Raw genomic sequence first — 18,627 nt, 5'->3', positions numbered from 1 at the left:
AGAATGGTTACAATCTGGGATGTTACCGTAGTAACAGCGTCAAGCGGGTTAAGCGATAGATTTGCCGCCAGACCCGCCGCCATTACAACAATCATTGTTTCACCAACCGCCCGCGAGACAGCCAGCAGAACTGATGCAACAACACCAGGTAAAGCGGCTGGCAAAACGACATTACGTACCGCTTCATTCTTGGTTGAGCCTAACCCATAGGCGGCATCCCGAAGGGCTTGTGGAACCGCATTAATTACATCGTCCGATAAAGATGACACAAACGGGATAATCATGATTCCCATGACCAAACCAGCCGCCAATGCTGACTCAGACGCCACATCCAGCCCAATCAACGAACCACCTGTACGAAGCAATGGTGCCACAGTCAGCGCGGCGAAAAATCCATAAACCACTGTCGGCACACCAGCCAGTATCTCCATCAGTGGTTTGATGATGGCACGTTCACGGCTAGTGGCATATTCAGATAGATATATGGCGCTGAAAAGCCCAACCGGTACGGCCACGCTCAGCGCCACTAATGAAATAAGGAATGTACCAACAAATAATGGCACTGAACCATATAGCGCCGTGCCACCACCCGAACCAGCGCGCTCAGCACCTTCAAATTGCGGATTCCATACGGTGCCAAATAAAAAGTCCTGAATTGGTACCAGTGCAAAAAACCGCATCGACTCAAAAACAACCGAAAACACGATCCCGATGGTTGTCAGGATGGCAATCACTGAACTGGTAGCCAAAAGTCCCATGATAATACGTTCAACCGCATTGCGCGACCGAAATGACGGGTTGATTTTTAGATAGCCAACCAGACCGCCACCAAGCACCAATGCTAGCACCAGAATGCTTGTCAACATCTGCGAAAAACTTGACCATTTGGCCCAAGCCTCGCCGGCGGCTGTTACCCATTCGGGCGGGGTGCCAAATTGAATGCCATCAACCACATTCTGGATCTGGGCAAGGACAATAATTTTATTGAAATCTTCGGCCTGCTGAACGTCAAGCGGGACATAATCAATTATCAAATTTGAAAAGACAAGATCATCGCCGATCGTCATGACAAATAGCATGGCATAAGCTGGCAATATAGCCGTTAGGGCAACAAAGAAACCATAATAATGCGGTAATGAATGAAGTTTGGTCGCTTCGCGTGTGCGTAATAGAAGCGCCGCGCGACGACCAAGATAAAACCAGGCAGCTCCGATCACCAGAACGATTATGGCAAGATATAGCAGAGGCACCGCGGTATTTACCTTTCTGAAAAAAGGGAACCAGCACTTTTGCCGGTTCCCTATATTAGCATATTTACTTCAGCATATCTGCTGTCAAAAGCGGCAGATCTTTCATTGCTGCGGCATAAGATGCACGCTCAGCTGCAGGCATTGGAATCATGCCTGACTCAGCTAGAATACCATCTTCACCCCAATGCTTTGTCCACTCATTCATGTAATCAGCTACACCCGGAATAACACCCATGTGCTGGTGCTTTACATAAAAGTAAAGCGCACGTGATACTGAATAATTATCAGTCGCGATATTCTCGAAAGTAGGCGCTGTGCCTGAGATAACCGCACCCTGAAGTGTGTCGGCATTCTGATCAAGATATGAGAAACCAAAGACACCGTATGAAGTTGGGTCTTCCTGCAATTTCTGCACAATCAAATTATCCTGCTCACCTGCTTCAACATAAGCACCGTCAGTACGCATGGCGCGGCAAATTTTTGCACTTTCGCCCATGATTTTCAGAACCCGCTTGGCTTCTTCATCTTTACCACAATAGCCTTTTTCATTAACCATTTCGGCATATGACGCACGTGTACCAGATGTTGTTGGTGGGCCATACACACGAATCGCAATGTCCGGAAGATCTGGGTTGATTTCTGACCATTTTGTGAAAGGATTTGGCACCATTTCGTCAAGATTGAAGTTTCTTACTTCCTTAGCTGGCACCATAGCTGTCAGCGCCTTGCCTAGATCCGCCTTCGAAATTGTCAGAAGCTGACCGGCTTTTGAACCAGCGACAACAATGCCATCATAACCGACTTTGATTTCCGTCAGCTTGACACCATTAGTGCCACAATAGGCTAGTTCTTTTTCTTTCATGCGCGACGACGCATTACCGATATCAGTAAATTCGGTGCCTACACCATCACAAACGCTTTTCTTACCAACAGATGATCCGCCAGATTCGACAACCGGTGTTTTGAAGTCAGGGTTACGGCCAAGACGCTCAGCAACAATGGTTGCAAACGGCAGAACGGTTGAAGACCCGGAAATACTTATATAGTCGCGGGCTTGCGCAGTGCTAGCTAGCATCATGCTAGCCAATACGCCTGAAATAATAACTGATTTACGCATTCTAAGCTCCCAATTCGATGAATCAACCTCCCTTATTGGAGGCATGCGCATACTCAACCGAGTAGGTTACTTATTTATTAAAGAAATATTACAGTTTTATGACAGCGTGGCAGGCCAATGCGATCAGCCGACTTTGAGAATTAGGCACTAGTAAATGAGCTATATAAGCGGCAACGTTACCGTAAAGATTGTTGACTCGCCTGGCACTGATGCCACATCCATACTCCCGCGATGTCGGTTAAGAATATGCTTTACAATGGCCAGGCCAAGTCCGGTACCGCCAATTTGACGCGATCGCGCCTTATCAACGCGATAGAACCTTTCAGTAATACGCGAAAGATGCTGTTTGGGTATGCCTTCGCCTTGATTAATGACATCAATTTGAAGTTGGCCAGGCATAGGTTCCGTCAGCTCAATAACAATGTGCGAACCTTCAAACCCATATTTAACGGCATTCTCGACCAGATTGACAAAGACTTCTGTCAGTTCGTCGTAGCTGCCAAGGATTCGTGCGGGTTTGGTTTTATCCAGCCTGTTATCGCGCACAATAATCTGCATATTGCGGGCTTCGGCTTTACCAACCAGTGTATCACTCACAGCATTGATCGTTGCCAGAAGAGATACCTCATTTTCTGGAATGATATGCTCATAGACCTCAACCCGCGACAATGATAACAGATCGTCAATAAGGCGGGTCATGCGTTTTGATTCTTCATCCATGATTTTCAAAAAGCGCAGTTTCATCGCGTCATCAGTTACATCGCCATTAATCATCGTTTCAATGAAACCAGACAGGCTTGTCAAAGGCGAGCGCAATTCATGACTGACATTGGCAACAAAATCGCGTCGCACATTTTCAAGGTTGCGCTGCAAAGTCATATCAAGAAACAGCAAAGCAACCATGTTATCGTCCAGCGGTTTGATCCTTAGGGCAAATTCGGTCGAGACCATATCGGTTGGCTTATACACCGCCTCTTGTGCGATGCGCCCTTCGGCAACCTGTGCAAAAATACGGGTAATATCATCATGAGCCACGACATCGACAATATATTGCCCTACCAGATTCTGCCCTAAAAACCTGACAGCCGCATCATTGACGGACAGAATCATACCGTTGTTATCAGCTATGATCAGACCATCATCAAGCATTTCGGCGATCTGGTTTATCATGGGTGCGGATGCGCAATCAGGTAAATTCATTTTAGCTCCGAAACTCTCACAAATTATCATATTTAAATACGATTTGTTACAAACAGATTACCCCCAAAAAGAAAAAAGAAAACTGTGTTTCATATGGCTATGAGAAGCAAAACCAAGTGAAATTTTTCTGCACATATTCAATTTTTTTGTAAGGTCTGAAAATCTTAAAAAAGATACTTCAATATTAGAATTTTCTGTGATGGCATTTTCAAAAAATATTATAATAAAATATTTATAATAAAAACAGTATGTTAAAAATTATAAATTAATAATAGAAAAAATCTATGAGTTGTAAAGTGATTCAAAGTAAGTTTGTAAAATGTTAATATTAAATTTGTAAAAGATTACAAATTAACATTATTTTGGTTTATTAATTATTTTTCTCTGACTACCAATTTATTAACGGAAATGACAAAAAATTGAGGGGAAAATAATTATGATTACTAAAACTTCAAAAATTTTAGCCAAATGCGCCTTGGGTGGTTTGGCTGTTTTGATGGCTTCAATGCCATCCTACGCGGCGGATTGGAAGCCTGTTAAACCGGTCGAAATGGTCATTATGGCTGGACAGGGTGGTGGCGCCGATCGTCTTGCCCGTCTCTTTCAATCTATAATTCAAAAAGAAAATCTTTCATCGATGCCTGTATTACCAATCAACAAAGGTGGTGGTTCAGGAGCTGAAGCCATGCGATACCTTAAAGATAAGTCAGGTGATCCTCATGTGTTGATGGCGACGTTGAATAGCTATTACACAACGCCCTTACGGACAGATATTGGCGTTGATATCGAGGAATTTACACCAATAGCGCGCATGGCTGTTGATACCTTTGTACTTTGGGTGAACGCTGATAGCGATATCAAAACACTTGATGATTATGTTGCAGCGGTTAAAGCGGCTGGCGGCACCTGGAAAATGGGCGGCACAGGCACTGGTCAGGAAGATAGTTTGATCACAGCCATGCTGGAAAAGGAATTTGGTATCAAACATATCTATGTACCGTTCAAAGGGGGCGGCACAGTTGCCAAAAATCTTGTTGGTGGTCATATCGATAGCACTGTTAACAATCCATCAGAACAAATGGGGTTCTTTGATGCTGGTAAGTCACGTCCAATTGCTGCCTTCACACCAGAGCGCCTAGCGGTGTTCCCAGATGTGCCAACCATGGCTGAACTAGGTCATCCGATGACATATTATATGCAACGCAGCTTTGTTGCCCCGGCTTCAATGCCTGATGAGGCTGTCGCCTATTATGTGGATATGTTCAAGAAACTGTCTCAGACAGAAGAATGGCAGGCTTATGCCTCTAAAAAGGCCCTGATGACAGATTTTCTAAGCGGTGACGAATTGCAAGCTTATTTCTTGGCAGAACGAGCGGCGCATGCTGATATTTTGAAAAGCATGTAAGGCAATTTAATCAAATATATATATCAATCACATTATTGAGAGGGTTCGCCTTCTCAATAATGTTGCCGGTTAATACGGGGAAGCATTTTATGAATCGTGCCGATAAAACTATAGCTTTAGCTCTGATGGGCTTGTCGATTTACTTTATGTGGCACGCCAAAGATTTGCCAATCGGCTGGGTGCCTGGCGATGGGCCTGGCGGGGGCGCATTTCCCTTTTGGCTTTCAGCAATCCTGTTTTTGAGTGCATTAGGCGTATTGATAAGCACCCTACGAGCATCCAAGGAAAATGCAAAAAACATAAAGACTCCTTTCTTTGAGCCCGAAACTGTCGCAGCTGTCATAAAAGTCAGCTGTGCTGTTTTTGTTACTGTCGCCATCATGGCAACGCTTGGAACTTATATAGCGCTCTTATTATTCCTCTATTGGTATTTACGAGTATTCGGCAAGCACAGCCTAAAGCTCACCGCAATCATCACATTGGTAACGCCGGTTTTCGTGTTCTTCTTCTTTGAGGTAACGCTGAAAATCCTATTGCCAAAGGGGATAACCGAACCACTTTTCTTCCCCCTCTATAATTTGTTTTTTTAAGGATCAGATGAATGGAAACGCTAGGCTTATTATTAGACGGTTTTTCAACATCGCTGTCTCTATTTAACATCATGATTGTTGTTGCTGGTGTAACAGCTGGTCTGTTTATTGGTGCCATGCCTGGCTTGGGGTCGGTGAATGGTGTGGCTATCGTTTTACCACTGACCTTTCTGGTGCCGCCCGCATCTGCCATCATTTTGCTAGCTGCTATCTATTATGGCGCCATGTATGGTGGGGCGGTAAGCTCTATATTGCTGGGCATACCGGGGGCTTCAACCGCCGTTGCCACGACCTTTGATGGCCGGCCAATGGCGCAACAGGGCAAAGCCGGACTGGCCTTGATTACAGCGGCTGTCGCATCTTTTGTTGGCGGTACTGTATCCGTTATCTTGTTCACCATTTTTGCTGTGCCACTTGCTGATGTCGCGCTTGCCTTTGGTCCCGCAGAAGAATTTGCTCTGGTTTTACTTGCTTTCACCACTTTTGTTGGTCTTGGCAATGACAATGTTTATAAAACCATGGTGATGATCATGCTTGGTCTGGTTCTATCGACTGTTGGCCTTGATCTAATATCTGGACAACCACGCCTGATTTTCTTTGATATGCCAGGCTTCTATTCAGGCATAAGCTTTCTTGTTCTGGCTATTGGGGTCTATGGCGTTGGTGAAGTTCTCTACACCATCGAAACATCAAACAAGAACACCGAGGTCACCAATGCCCACATCACCTTTGCTGAATTAGGGGCAGGTTTGCGAGAGCTTGCAAAATTATGGAAAACCATGACGCTGGGCTCTTTTGTTGGGTTTTTTGTTGGCATGTTGCCCGCCGCTGGGGCGACGCCTGCCTCGCTAATGGCTTATGGTATGGCCAAGTCATCATCAAAGAAGCCGGAAAGCTTTGGCAAAGGGAATATTGAGGGTGTCGCCGCGCCGGAAACAGCGAATAATGCTGCATCAACGGGATCATTATTGCCGATGCTGACCTTAGGCATTCCGGGATCACCAACCACCGCGCTTTTGCTTGGGGGTATGGTTATTTGGGGATTGGTTCCAGGTCCGATGCTATTTATCGAACAGCCTGATTTTGTGTGGGGGCTGATCAGCTCGCTTTATACGGCCAATTTTGCATCCGTCGTTATTAACATAGCTTTGATACCTCTATTCGTATGGGCTTTGCGGATGCCAGCCACTGTTCTGTGCGCACTTGTATTGGTGTTATGTATTATTGGTGGGTTTGCCCCAAGCCAGAAAATGCATGATGTATGGCTTATTGTTGCCTTTGGCGGGGCTGGCTATATTCTGCGCAAAGCAGACTATCCTCTTGCCCCTCTGGTATTGGCGATTGTACTAGGCCCACTGATGGAAAAAAGCTTTCGGCAGACTTTGATTGCCGAACAGGGCAATATTTTGGCATTCTTTGAACGCCCCTTGTCGGGGACATTCATGTGTTTGGCTTTGTTCTTCTTCTTATTGCCACTGATTAAATATCTACGCTCATCTCAATTCGATCGCAAATCTACAACTAGTTCTTAACGGATAAATCTCATGACAACGCTTTCTTCTCTTATTTCGCTTCACCCAAAAGACGCGCCAGCCATTGGCGCCCCGGGGCGTCCCTGGCTAAGCTATGGCGGACTTCAAGATTTAGCACAGAATGTGGCAAACGCGCTTCATGATTGCCATATCGGGCGCGGCGATAGAGTCGCCATTGTCATGCCAAATGGACCGGAAATGGCGACTGCCTTTATCACTGTCATGCAGACCGCTGTAACCGCCCCGCTTAACCCGTCATATCGTCAGGATGAATATGAATTCTATCTTCAGGATTTAGGGGCAAAGGCCATTATCCTGCCGCATGATTACACAGGCCCTGCCCTTGATGCGGCGATAGCTGTCAATTTAAGAATATTGCGCGCACATAGCGGCACCGATGCTGACGCTGGATATTTTGACCTGATCCCGGATAGTGTAGGCGCCACCTCTATTGAAGCGAATGATCAACAATGCGACAAAAACGCACCGAATGAAAATGATGTTGGTTTAATTCTGCATACATCAGGCACCACATCACGTCCCAAGATCGTACCCTTGCTTCAATCAAATCTGGCGGCATCAGCTACCAATATTAAGAATACACTGGCATTGACGCCCGCAGATCGCTGTCTAAACATAATGCCTTTATTCCATATTCATGGCTTATTAGCGGCGGTGTCGGCCTCGCTTGTGGCTGGGGCATCTGTGTGTTGCACAGGCGGTTTTGACGCCCTACGGTTCTTTTCGGTGATAAAGGACGTTAATCCCAGCTGGTACACCGCGGTTCCAACCATGCATCAGGCCATCTTAAGCCGTGCAGACCGCAACAAGGATATCATCACCAATTTGAACTTACGGTTTCTGCGCTCATCATCAGCATCGTTGCCTTCACAAGTGATGCATGAGCTTGTGGACACCTTTAGCGCCCCTGTTATCGAAAGCTATGGCATGACCGAGGCAGCGCATCAGATGGCGTCAAACCCTCTACCACCAAGACCGCAAAAACCAGGCGCTGTCGGGGTCGAGGCCGGACCACTTGTGCGTATTGCCAATGAGGTCGAAAATGAATTGCTGGGCGCTGACGCAATTGGTGAAGTTGTGATTTCGGGTGACAATGTAACCCCGGGTTATGAAAATAACCCTGCCGCGAATGACGCCAGCTTTTTCATCGCTGATGGATCTCGCTGGTTTCGCACTGGCGATCAGGGTACCTTTGACAAGGATGGTTATCTCAGCCTGACCGGACGGTTAAAGGAAATCATCAATCGTGGTGGTGAAAAAGTCAGTCCGCTTGAAGTTGATGAAGTTTTGATGGATCATCCCGCCGTGGCGCAAGTTGTCACATTCGCACTGCCGCATGCCAAATTGGGCGAGGAAGTCGCTTGTGCGCTTGTTTTAAAAGCTGACCAAGAGGCAACAGCACAGGATATTCGCGCGTTTGCCGCAACCCGCATGGCTGATTTTAAAGTGCCACGCAAAGTTGTTATTCTTGATGAAATACCAAAAGGCGCAACAGGCAAGATGCAACGGATTGGACTGGCCGAAAAACTAGGCCTCGTCGAATAGCGCGACAGAAAGGAATAATCATGAAAATTTGTATCTTTGGTGCAGGTGCCATCGGTGGGTATCTTGGTGCCAAGCTGGCTGCCCATGGCACCGATGTCAGCCTTGTTGCACGCGGGCCACATTTGGACGCAATGCGCACCAATGGCCTGCGCCTTATAGACGAAACAGGCGAAACAAATGTACACGTCAACGCGTCAAGTGATCCGGCAGATTTGGGCGAACAAGATTATCTGGTCATTACCTTGAAAGCGCATTCCGTGCCGCCAATGGTTGAAAAAATGGCACCCCTCATTGGTAAACATACAACAATCTTAAGCTGTGTGAACGGTGTCCCTTGGTGGTATTTTTACAAGCTTGGCGGCGATCTTGATGGCACCCAGCTTGAATCTGTTGATCCTGCTGGTGCTCAATGGAATGGGTTTGGCCCAGAAAAAGTTCTTGGCTGTGTCGTTTATCCGGCCGCAGAAGTCGTCGAACCTGGTGTTATTAAACATATTGAAGGTAACCGGTTTTCGCTTGGCGAGCCTGATGGGCAAAAATCTGACCGGATCGTCACTTTATCCAAAATATTTTCCGAGGCCGGCCTGAAGGCGCCTGTGCGCCCGCGTATCAGAGACGAGATATGGGTTAAACTATGGGGCAATCTTTCCTTTAACCCGATATCGGCACTTACCCATGCAACGCTTGATATTTTATGCACCGACCCAAGCACAAGAATAGTTGCCCGCAATATGATGCTCGAAGCACAGGAAATCGCCGAAAAATTAGGCGTCAAATTCCCGATTGATGTGGATAGACGCATCGAAGGCGGTGCGGCTGTTGGCGCGCACAGAACCTCGATGTGGCAGGATTTGGATATGGGACGCCCAATGGAGATCGACGCCCTAGTCGGTTCAGTAAAAGAGCTTGGCCGCATTACCGATACACCAACACCCACGATAGATGTGGTTCTTGGTCTGATTCAAATGCGGGGTAAAATTGCAGGCGTATATTAAATAAGTCCTGTCCATAGCTCATGGTCACCTAACCGTTTTATAACGGCATAATCATATAGAAACCCAGCCCATAAAAAATGAGCAGACTGGCATAATTGGCCAACCTGCTCACAAGTCTAGGGAGTTCTATAATAGGATTATTCAGCAGCCAGTAACTTTGATTTCTCGGCATGTGTATCGGTAAAATAGGTTACCGCGGCACCAACACCCGATCCGGCATCAAATTGAATGCCCGCATCACGCATAGCCATTTCCGCACCACCTAGCATCTGTAGCACCATAGCTTCGTTAAGCCAGCCCAAATGCCCGATCCGGAACACTTTGCCTGCGACTTTACTAAGACCACCACCAAGCGAGACACCATAATTATGATAGGCTGCCTTGATCACATCATTGGCGTCACAATCTTCATTCACCAGGATCGCCGTTACCGTATCTGAAAAATTGGCTTGATCTACGGCACAGTTACGCAATCCCCATGCTGATACCGCATGGCGCACACCTTCGGCCAAACGATGATGACGCGCAAAGACGTTATCCAGACCTTCTTCCAACAGCATATCAACTGATGCCCGTAATCCCCGCATAAGCGTCATGGCTGGGGTATAAGGGAAATAACCTGTACGGTTAGTCTCGGCCATGTAATGAAAATCAAAATATCCACAGCCCAAATAGGTGTCTGCATCACGTGTTGACACATTTTTTATGTCATAAAGCACCCGCTCGCTGACCCCAACGATCACCAGACCTGTTGGCAGCATGAACCCTTTTTGTGATCCGGATACAGCGACATCAACGCCCCACTCATCCATGTTAAATTCAATCGAACCAATGGAGCTCACGCCATCAACAAATAGCATGGCAGGGTGGTTGAGATCATCCATCACGCGTCTTACCGCGGCTACATCACTGGTCACACCCGTAGCGGTTTCGTTATGACATACAAGTACTGCCTTGATGGAATGGTTTTTATCAGCCGCAAGCGCATCACGATATGCATCGATTGGTGTAGCTTTGCCCCATTCTTGGTCAATGCAATTTACGTTCAGATTGAGCTGACGGCACATTTGCACCCACAGATCAGAAAACTGACCAAATGAAGAAGCCAGAACACCATCACCTGCGCTTAGCGTGTTGCGCAAAGCAGCTTCCCATCCGCCTGTACCAGAACCGGGGAATACGAACACTGTCCCCGTTTCGGTACGAAAAACTTTCTTTAGATCGGCAAATAATGGCAATGTAAAATCAGGAAGATCAGGCGCGCGGTGATCCTCTAATGCAACGTCCATAGCCTGACGTATGCGAAAAGGCATATTTGTTGGTCCGGGAACCGCAAGCGTTCTATTTCCAATCATTTTAAATCTCCAAAGGTTATCTCCAGAATTCAGCCTTAACCAAAATCTGATCGCTTGCACGTAATTTAGTGTGAATGTGTATAAAGTGTTTATAACTAAATTTGTTTATGTTAATTTGTAAACATTACATTATTCATGTGGTTGTAAGGAGTTGTCATGCGTAAAACATTCATAGGTCCAAGGCTTCGTCAATTACGCCGTGACAGTGGGCAAACGCAGGCGCAAATGGCCGAGAAGCTTGGCATCAGCCCTGCCTATGTAAATTTACTTGAAAAAAATCAAAGAAGCCTGTCAGTTCAGGTTTTGATGGCTTTATCCGATGAATATAATGTTGATTGGCGCGATGTCGTTCTGGAAAAAAACACAACGGCTCTTTCCGATCTGCGCAATATTTTGCAAGACCCTCTTTTTACAGGCACGCCGCCCGATCTGGATGAATTACGTTCTGCCATCGATCACGCCCCGCGTTTGATCGATAATTTTATTAAGCTTTATCAGAGTCATCGCACATCGATGGAAAAGATCATGCAGCTTGGCAGCGAGCGCATGCCCAAAGAAATACTCGATGCTTCACCCGAAACCATGATCCATGATTTCTTCCGTGACAATCTTAACCATTTCGACGCTTTGGAAAGGGCAGCAGAGACATTAGCCGCCGAAGAGAACTATGACTCAGACGATGCCTATGCGATACTGAAAGCGCGCCTTAAAAACAAACATGACATTACCATCAGCATTATCCCTGTTGAGTCAATGAATGGCGCTTTGCGTGTTTTTGACACGACGTCAAATGCGATTCAGCTTTCCGAAGCGCTAGATCATAAGAACCGCACCTTTCAACTGGCGCATACTTTATGTTTTGTCGAATTTAGCGATATCTTGGACAAAATAACAGCTAACAGCAATTTTGGAACGCAAACGAATATAGCGCGCTGTCAGGTGGAATTAGCCAATTATTTTGCCGCCGCCTTTCTGATGCCATATGAAAAATTTATCTCTTTGGCCGAAAAAAGTCGCTATGATATTGATCGTCTTGCCTCGGGGTTTCTGGTGTCCTTTGAACAGGTCTGTCACCGGCTTACCACCTTGCAACGGCATGGACGACGCGGTGTGCCATTCTTCTTTCTGCGTGTCGATAAGGCAGGCAATGTCACCAAGCGATTTAACGCGACGACCTTTAACATCGCTGAACATGGGGGGTCTTGTCCTGTATGGAATATCCATACCGCCTTTCGCATGCCTGGCGTGATACTGCCTCAATTTGTCGAGCTTCCCGATGGCGAACAATTCTTTACGCTAAGCTGTACGACTGAGCGACCAGTTTACAGCCATGATACGCAGGATCGCCGGCTATCCATATCGCTTGGATGCGAGATTAAACATGCTGATAAATTGATTTACACATCTGGCCTTGCCAATTCAGCCGAGCGATCTTTCAGCCAGATTGGCATTAATTGTCATCTTTGCCTCAGAAAAGCCTGTTCGCAGCGCGCCCATGCCCCGCTATTCACCGAACTGACAACCGACACAAGCCGGCGCGGCGAAACGCGCTATGAAAGCTAGACACACATAAACAGATTTAATGATTTAGGTATATGGCAGAGGTACACGATTCAAAACGTCTGTAAGCCGGCGAACTGAAGTATGAATTCTAGCTACCCAATCCGAACCCCATATTGAACCTCACTTTCGATCACGGTTACTGATCCCGTTGCCTGTTTCAAAAAGACTTGCTCAACGGGGTGGGGCTTGGGTCTTTGACCTTGGCACTCGAGCCTCGCAGTTTACTTGATTGGTTGGTGGAACGGCGGGTTGGTGGTCTATTATGAAATGATGAGTTTACAGGTTACAATGGGTGCCAACATTCTATTTTCTGACACCCACTATAGCCTTAAATCATCCCTAGCTGGTCTGCATTGGCTAACAATAGCAGGACGATTTTGTATTTGAGGGAATTTATCCCTTAATCAACTATTTAGTCGATTGCTGCATAGTAATAAAATCATGTCATCGTAAGTCATGTTTAGGTTTAGGGCACAAGATCGATAGAAATAGCCTTTGGACAAGCCAGGCATTAAATTAGCTTCAACAAAATGTGGCAATCCCTTTGCGCATAACCTTATGTCTATTCTGCCAAAGGAACGACCGCCAAGAGCTTTAAACGCAGATTTTCCTACCTCTGATAGTTTCTTATGTAGAATTTTGTTTTTAACTTTTCTGACAGTCTCTTGATCTAATCGTTTGATCTCATGGTCTAATATTCTATGACCACGTTCGTTTCTAGGGGCTATTATCTCAATCGGCATAGCGGTTAGTAAGTTGGTTCTTTCGTCTTCAAGGATTCCAACACTAAACTCTCTACCGGTTAAATAACTTTCTACTAGAGCGTCACAATTTAGGACGTTACAAATTTGATCGACTTTAGCGTCAAGTTGTTTTCGGTCATGAACAAGTGATAAATCGTCAATCCCAATGCTATCTCCACCCCTTACAGGTTTTACGAAAACCGGATAAGGAATGTTCATATTGTCATCTACAGAGACTTTGTTGGTATTTATTATGACATAATCTGCAGTGAGAATCCCGGCTTGTTTTACAATTGATTTTGCAAAGCCTTTATGGTGCTCACGATCTAAAGCGGCATGGTTCGATCCGATATAACAAATATGATTTAGTTCAAGAAAATCATTCAGCCAAATTTGATTTTCATCAAATTCGAAATACTTTACACCCGAAAAAACCAAATCTGGTTTTCTTTTTGCCAATTTAGTTAAACATTCAAGTGTACTAATTTCTGTGATGCTAACTTTTGAATATATTTTCGAGAGAATACTATGAATTAATTTTGCATTAATTGTGATCGCAACATTCTTTTGGTTCTTGCGTCCATCAGGGTTGGGTACTGTTATTATCTCAATTATCTGGTTTGTCTTTAGTTTTCTTTGATTTAGAGAGTTGGTAAAGTCTATCTTTATTATGTTTTCTGAGCCACTCACTGTTGAGGGAACAGGATGAAGTTGTTTTATCACAATTTCAGGTCTCCTTTCGTCATGAGAACATCTCAGAAGTGCCCAAGGCCGCTTTGATTTCTCCAGAATTAAAAACTACCAAACGCTTAGAGCAATATTCTATCATTGCGAGGTTGAACTATTTTTCTTCTCACTAGCTCGCTTTGCTTCCGCTAGTGCATCATCTAGCCTTGAATATTTATATGTGCCTACGTGATAGCTATCTGACGAAACACGTTTAACACCAAGTTTTTTTAGCGCAGCATCGTTCATATTTTTACGTTCATTAGACATCTTTTATCCCATCTCGATTTTCAGATTATTCACATCAATTATGTAAGGCGTTTCTTATTCAACTAGCTCACCTATCAACTCGCAATCAAATGTTTGTTCTTTGTCAAAAGACATGTCGTAGACACTGTTGTTATAAATAAAAACCTCTCCATCTCCTTTTAAAAGTCTGGTGCCCTTTGATAAGGCATAGAGGCACTCACTTAAGGAAACGTAGCTATCATTTGATTTGCTAAAATTAAATTGTTCCGCTTGCGCGGCGACTGAAAGAAATATTGAGACGATTGACAATGAGAGGATATTCTTCATTTCATTTACCTTTTTTTGAACCAAGTTCCAGCAGTACTGATTTAGTCATCGTGTTGGATGTTGCCAAAACTTTTGGTTTTTCTTTTTTTGTTTTTTTGGTTTCTCGATTGCCTTTGCGACTGTTGCCCTTTGACATTTAATGTTTCTCCAAATGGTAATTTTGATTGGCAAAAGATATCCCTTGACCCACAGTCAATAAGTGGTTCATGGAAATTGGTTATCTCTGATGCGTGATAAATCATCATCAAAATTCCAAACAACACAAAAGGTTGCTTGCAAAAGCTTGATAGTGATTAAACTGTAGTTAAGGCACGATAGTTTGCTTATGTTGATTTTTACTAAGCAATCAGTTGCAACGGCTTGCATTGCACTGCTTTAATTTTCTGTGTCAGACACATAGTAATTAAATCTAGATTCACATTGGGCCTTTTCATGAACTAAAGCAAGGTTATTGTTTCAGCAAGATACAAACAATCCTTTAGATTCGTTTTGAAGTCGTCAAATTTAGATGAGGATGGGAGCTTAGATCGGCTGGCGACCCTTCCACACCATTGGCTACTGCAAAGGCTCCGGAGCCAAGAACCACATACTATAACCCTAAAGCTTGGTAATTTGGGGCAGGGTTACTGATCCCGTTGCCTATTTCGGAACGACTTAGTCAACGGGGTGGGAACTTGCAGGGCAATATAATTTCTGGCAATTAGTAAGGACTCATAAAACAACACCTGATCAAGCCCAAGCCGAAGGGCTCACGGTTCCCAGACAAGGGACTATTTCATCTCAAAACCCTGATCAGCAAGAAATTGTTTCATATGAGGCCGTGACTCTTTTCCCAAGAGCCCTGTCATTTGCTCGCTCCAACTTTGAGATTTTTTATTACCACTCCGAGTCGCATAATACTCTCGTGCGATACTGTCATAAGCGTCAATCTGCTCTGCCTCTTCTGAATCATCATAAATATTATCTTTTAATATAACTGAAAGGGGCAATCGCGGTTTAACTTCTGGGTTTTCAGCAGGATGTCCAATGCACAAACCAAACACTGGATACACATTTAATGGTAACTTTAGCAGGGCGCTAGTTTCTGACGGATCATTGCGAATAGCGCCAATATAGCAAATGCCCAATCCGAGTGCTTCCGCCGCAACAACAACATTCTGAGCATAAAGCGCTGTATCGACAGTTGAGATTATAAACTGCTCAGTAAAGCCTTTTGTGGGCGTGCCACCATGTGCCTCACAACACTTTATTGGACGGTTAAGATCAGCACAAAAGACCAGAAATTCCGGCGCAGACATAACTTGAGCTTGATTTCCTGCGACGGCCGCCAATTGCTTGCGTTTGGTCATATCTGTTACTCTAATAATCGTAACACCTTGCAGAAAGCTTGAACTAGCGGCAGCTTGACCTGCTTTAACGATAGTTTGCAGAACCTCATTTCCTATGGGTTCATCAGTAAATTTTCTAATTGATTTATGCGCCATCAAAATATCGATTGTTTGGTTCATTCTTAACTCCAGACTATAAAACACCTCAATATTCAGTAACGTTTGTAATTCAAAAGTAAAGCTGATTAAGTATAATTATATTTGCAGTGCCTTTGATTTGTATATGTTACCTGATGACATGTTGGACCCCAAATTTTAGCCCTGATTGGAATGGATTGCAGCACCATGTTTTATTTTGGCCCCTCACCTTTTACCCTTATACCAATTTTGAATGTGCCAATTTTAAAGGTGGGCTCAATCAGGTGCGCCTGCCTATTTGTAGTCGCGGGTCTACTCGCCCCTTTTGGCGCATTTGCCTCCGGAACGCAGATTGATCTTCGCCACGAAGTACAATGGGGAAATGTAAATGTTGGTGAAATCGAGACTAGTTGGCTTTTTAACCAGACTACGTTCGAGATGGTTGGTAAATCGAGGACAGTTGGTATCTCAGACAAGTTGCGAAAATATCGAGGTAACAGCACAGCCAAAGGTCACATACATGACAATCGTCACATGCCAGCACAAATCGACATTAATGGGATTTACAAAGGTATGGAAAGGAATGCCACAGCGATCTGGAACCCTGAAGATGGCCGCATACGAACCGTGAGAACGCCATCACTGAATCTTAAAAAAGTCCATCCTTTGGATGATAAAGTTATCCAAGGATCGATAGATCCCTATACTGCCGTGCTGCGTGCGCTTCACACGATAAAACAGACAGGATCATGTAACAGTAGCCACAATATCTATGACGGCCTTAGGACTGCCGAATTGACGCTACACGATCTTGAAGATGATCTTAGGCCTGATTTCCTAATCGCAGATAGGCCAGACGCCTATGATGGTGCCGTGATAGCGTGCGGCTTGACCAGCAAGCCAACAGGTGGGCATCAGCTTAAATCGCGCTGGAACAAGAAAAAGCGTAACATTGATGACACAATCATTTTCATTGCCGAAATTGAACCCGACATCTTTCTGCCAGTACGTATCGAGATCAAAACATTCCTTGGCACAATCACGACAAGGCTTGTCATGACCAGCCTATCAATAAAGAATAGCTGATGATATTGCTGACCAAATTTGGTTGGTATCTCCATAACAAGCCATACATAAAAGGTGCCGCAATGTTGCGGCATGATGGTGACCCTAACAAAAGGTCAGGTTTTCAGGGGTGAAAACACTAACGGTACCTAGGTCAGCGACTCTTGGGCCTTTTGCCGCCCCGACATGGCCTTATTTTATTGATGTCGCACTTCATAATAGCCTCACACTTCACCGCGCCAATCATGAACAGGCCTAAATCCGAGCATGTCTTTCATTTTCTGATTTGAAAAAAGACATTCATCATCTGTCAATGGTCGCTTTACAGGAACATCGGGATAGAATTTTTTGATTATCTCAGCATTGCCTAGATCGACAGAATTTTGATCATTTGAAACATTGAAAATTTCAAACCCAAGATCATCCTTTAACAGGCAACATTCAACTGCCTGACCAAGGTCACGACCATCGATATAGTTAAAAGCGTTTGGCAAGCGGACTTCAGGATCTTTGCAGAAATCGGCAAACAGGCCATATTCATCGGGTTCAATCACGTTGCCAATCCGCAACCCGTAAATGTCAAAATCAGTGCGGCGCTGGAACGCGCGTGCTGTTTCCTCATTAACGACCTTTGAGGTGGCATACGCGTCCATCGGACGAGGTTGATCGTCTTCATCAATCGGCAAGGCTAGCGGCTTTGGCACGCCATGCGAGAAGCATAACCCGTAAACGGTTTCAGAGGATGCAAAAATGACTTTGCGAATATTCAACTTTGCGGCGGCTTCAAGAATATTATAAGTGCCCATCACATTCGTCTGGTATGTATCAACATCAGTCGTCTGCATAATTCGTGGAACCGCAGCAAAATGCACAATGGCATCAAAGCCAAGCGGCCACTGCCTTTCACGGATTTCATCGCGATTCATATGACCCGATAGCGCCGAGAAAACTTGCCCTGTATCAGTAATGTCAACTTGCAGATAATCAACCCCGTCCTGATGCAGGTTAACAAGGTCAGCATTCAATACCCGGTACCCCTTATCAGCAAGGTAACGAACAGCATGGCGACCAGCCTTGCCACTACCACCGGTAAAAAATACGCGCTTCATCAAAATTTATACCCCGAAAACTATTATTAAATATGCTTTGGATTATGTTCGATAACATTGCTCAGTAGCAAGAGTTTAGCATCACATTACCCGATTTCGATTGCTGGTATATTGGCCCCCATATTCGACCCCACATTCGATCAGGGCTACTGATCCCGTTTCCTATTTCACAATGATTTGTACGAAAGCGGTGGGGCCTTAGATTGGGTTGGGTGTTGCGCCTCGGACCGGGGCTGGCTTGATGGGTTGGTGGATCGAAGGGTGGGGGTTTTAAATCAACATCGGGCAGACTAGAATAGGATGCAAAAACATTTTCAAACTTATTCTATTCAAACATTTATTTTAAAAATTTGAACTTATTATTTTATA

General features: G+C 44.9%; 16 protein-coding genes. 7 read left to right on the top strand and 9 right to left on the bottom strand.

The window, feature by feature from the left end:
* From pstC to ACTF7Q_RS07445, 3 genes are all read right to left on the bottom strand, one after another.
* The coding region (gene pstC, locus ACTF7Q_RS07455) for a phosphate ABC transporter permease subunit PstC (RefSeq protein ID WP_438997222.1) at positions 1 to 1,250 on the bottom strand (1,250 nt) is incomplete at its 3' end.
* A 64-nt stretch (positions 1,251 to 1,314) separates the two neighbouring features.
* Complete coding sequence (locus ACTF7Q_RS07450; RefSeq protein WP_438997221.1) at positions 1,315 to 2,367, bottom strand: substrate-binding domain-containing protein; 1,053 nt, start codon at positions 2,365 to 2,367, stop codon at positions 1,315 to 1,317.
* A 159-nt stretch (positions 2,368 to 2,526) separates the two neighbouring features.
* Positions 2,527 to 3,567, bottom strand: a complete 1,041-nt coding sequence (locus ACTF7Q_RS07445; RefSeq protein ID WP_438997220.1) for an ATP-binding protein — start codon at positions 3,565 to 3,567, stop codon at positions 2,527 to 2,529.
* A 436-nt stretch (positions 3,568 to 4,003) separates the two neighbouring features.
* Here ACTF7Q_RS07445 and ACTF7Q_RS07440 point away from each other — a divergent pair, with 436 nt between their 5' ends.
* From ACTF7Q_RS07440 to ACTF7Q_RS07420, 5 genes are read left to right on the top strand one after another with little or no spacing between them, the layout of a single operon-like run.
* Positions 4,004 to 4,972, top strand: a complete 969-nt coding sequence (locus ACTF7Q_RS07440; protein ID WP_438997219.1) for a Bug family tripartite tricarboxylate transporter substrate binding protein — start codon at positions 4,004 to 4,006, stop codon at positions 4,970 to 4,972.
* A 59-nt stretch (positions 4,973 to 5,031) separates the two neighbouring features.
* Positions 5,032 to 5,562 carry a tripartite tricarboxylate transporter TctB family protein gene (locus ACTF7Q_RS07435; protein WP_438997218.1) on the top strand — a complete coding sequence of 177 codons (531 nt, stop codon included), beginning with the start codon at positions 5,032 to 5,034 and terminating at the stop codon, positions 5,560 to 5,562.
* Between the two features lie 11 nt (positions 5,563 to 5,573).
* Positions 5,574 to 7,094, top strand: a complete 1,521-nt coding sequence (locus tag ACTF7Q_RS07430; RefSeq protein WP_438997217.1) for a tripartite tricarboxylate transporter permease — start codon at positions 5,574 to 5,576, stop codon at positions 7,092 to 7,094.
* 12 nt (positions 7,095 to 7,106) lie between these two features.
* Positions 7,107 to 8,660, top strand: coding sequence for an acyl--CoA ligase (locus ACTF7Q_RS07425; protein ID WP_438997216.1), 1,554 nt, complete (start codon positions 7,107 to 7,109; stop codon positions 8,658 to 8,660).
* Between the two features lie 20 nt (positions 8,661 to 8,680).
* Positions 8,681 to 9,655, top strand: coding sequence for a 2-dehydropantoate 2-reductase (locus ACTF7Q_RS07420; protein WP_438997215.1), 975 nt, complete (start codon positions 8,681 to 8,683; stop codon positions 9,653 to 9,655).
* A gap of 137 nt (positions 9,656 to 9,792) precedes the next feature.
* Here ACTF7Q_RS07420 and ACTF7Q_RS07415 read toward each other — a convergent pair whose 3' ends face one another.
* Positions 9,793 to 11,010 carry an aminotransferase class V-fold PLP-dependent enzyme gene (locus ACTF7Q_RS07415; RefSeq protein WP_438997214.1) on the bottom strand — a complete coding sequence of 406 codons (1,218 nt, stop codon included), beginning with the start codon at positions 11,008 to 11,010 and terminating at the stop codon, positions 9,793 to 9,795.
* 156 nt (positions 11,011 to 11,166) lie between these two features.
* On the opposite strand from ACTF7Q_RS07415, the gene ACTF7Q_RS07410 reads away from it, so the two are divergent.
* On the top strand, positions 11,167 to 12,573 hold the full coding sequence (locus ACTF7Q_RS07410) for a helix-turn-helix domain-containing protein (protein WP_438997213.1): 1,407 nt from the start codon (positions 11,167 to 11,169) through the stop codon (positions 12,571 to 12,573).
* Between the two features lie 404 nt (positions 12,574 to 12,977).
* Here the strand turns inward: ACTF7Q_RS07410 and ACTF7Q_RS07405 are convergent, their stop codons facing one another.
* From ACTF7Q_RS07405 to nfsA, 4 genes are all read right to left on the bottom strand, one after another.
* Complete coding sequence (locus ACTF7Q_RS07405; protein ID WP_438997212.1) at positions 12,978 to 14,039, bottom strand: D-alanine--D-alanine ligase family protein; 1,062 nt, start codon at positions 14,037 to 14,039, stop codon at positions 12,978 to 12,980.
* Between the two features lie 102 nt (positions 14,040 to 14,141).
* Complete coding sequence (locus tag ACTF7Q_RS07400) at positions 14,142 to 14,312, bottom strand: hypothetical protein (protein ID WP_438997211.1); 171 nt, start codon at positions 14,310 to 14,312, stop codon at positions 14,142 to 14,144.
* Positions 14,313 to 14,619: 307 nt separating this feature from the next.
* Complete coding sequence (locus ACTF7Q_RS07395) at positions 14,620 to 14,754, bottom strand: hypothetical protein (protein WP_438997210.1); 135 nt, start codon at positions 14,752 to 14,754, stop codon at positions 14,620 to 14,622.
* Positions 14,755 to 15,388: 634 nt separating this feature from the next.
* Positions 15,389 to 16,126 carry an oxygen-insensitive NADPH nitroreductase gene (nfsA, locus tag ACTF7Q_RS07390; protein ID WP_438997209.1) on the bottom strand — a complete coding sequence of 246 codons (738 nt, stop codon included), beginning with the start codon at positions 16,124 to 16,126 and terminating at the stop codon, positions 15,389 to 15,391.
* Positions 16,127 to 16,291: 165 nt separating this feature from the next.
* On the opposite strand from nfsA, the gene ACTF7Q_RS07385 reads away from it, so the two are divergent.
* The gene (locus ACTF7Q_RS07385) at positions 16,292 to 17,170 is read left to right on the top strand and encodes a DUF3108 domain-containing protein (protein ID WP_438997208.1); all 879 of its coding nucleotides are present in this window, start codon (positions 16,292 to 16,294) and stop codon (positions 17,168 to 17,170) included.
* Positions 17,171 to 17,373: 203 nt separating this feature from the next.
* On the opposite strand, the gene ACTF7Q_RS07380 is transcribed toward ACTF7Q_RS07385, so the two are convergent.
* Positions 17,374 to 18,258 carry an NAD-dependent epimerase/dehydratase family protein gene (locus tag ACTF7Q_RS07380; RefSeq protein WP_438997207.1) on the bottom strand — a complete coding sequence of 295 codons (885 nt, stop codon included), beginning with the start codon at positions 18,256 to 18,258 and terminating at the stop codon, positions 17,374 to 17,376.
* Between the last annotated feature and the right edge of the window lie 369 nt (positions 18,259 to 18,627).

Origin of the sequence: Puniceispirillum sp. (SeqCode), from assembly GCF_965657105.1 — a bacterium.
Taxonomy (GTDB): domain Bacteria; phylum Pseudomonadota; class Alphaproteobacteria; order Puniceispirillales; family Puniceispirillaceae; genus Puniceispirillum.
Note: the sequence above shows the minus strand (reverse complement) of the source record. Positions and strands in the feature narration are given on the sequence as shown.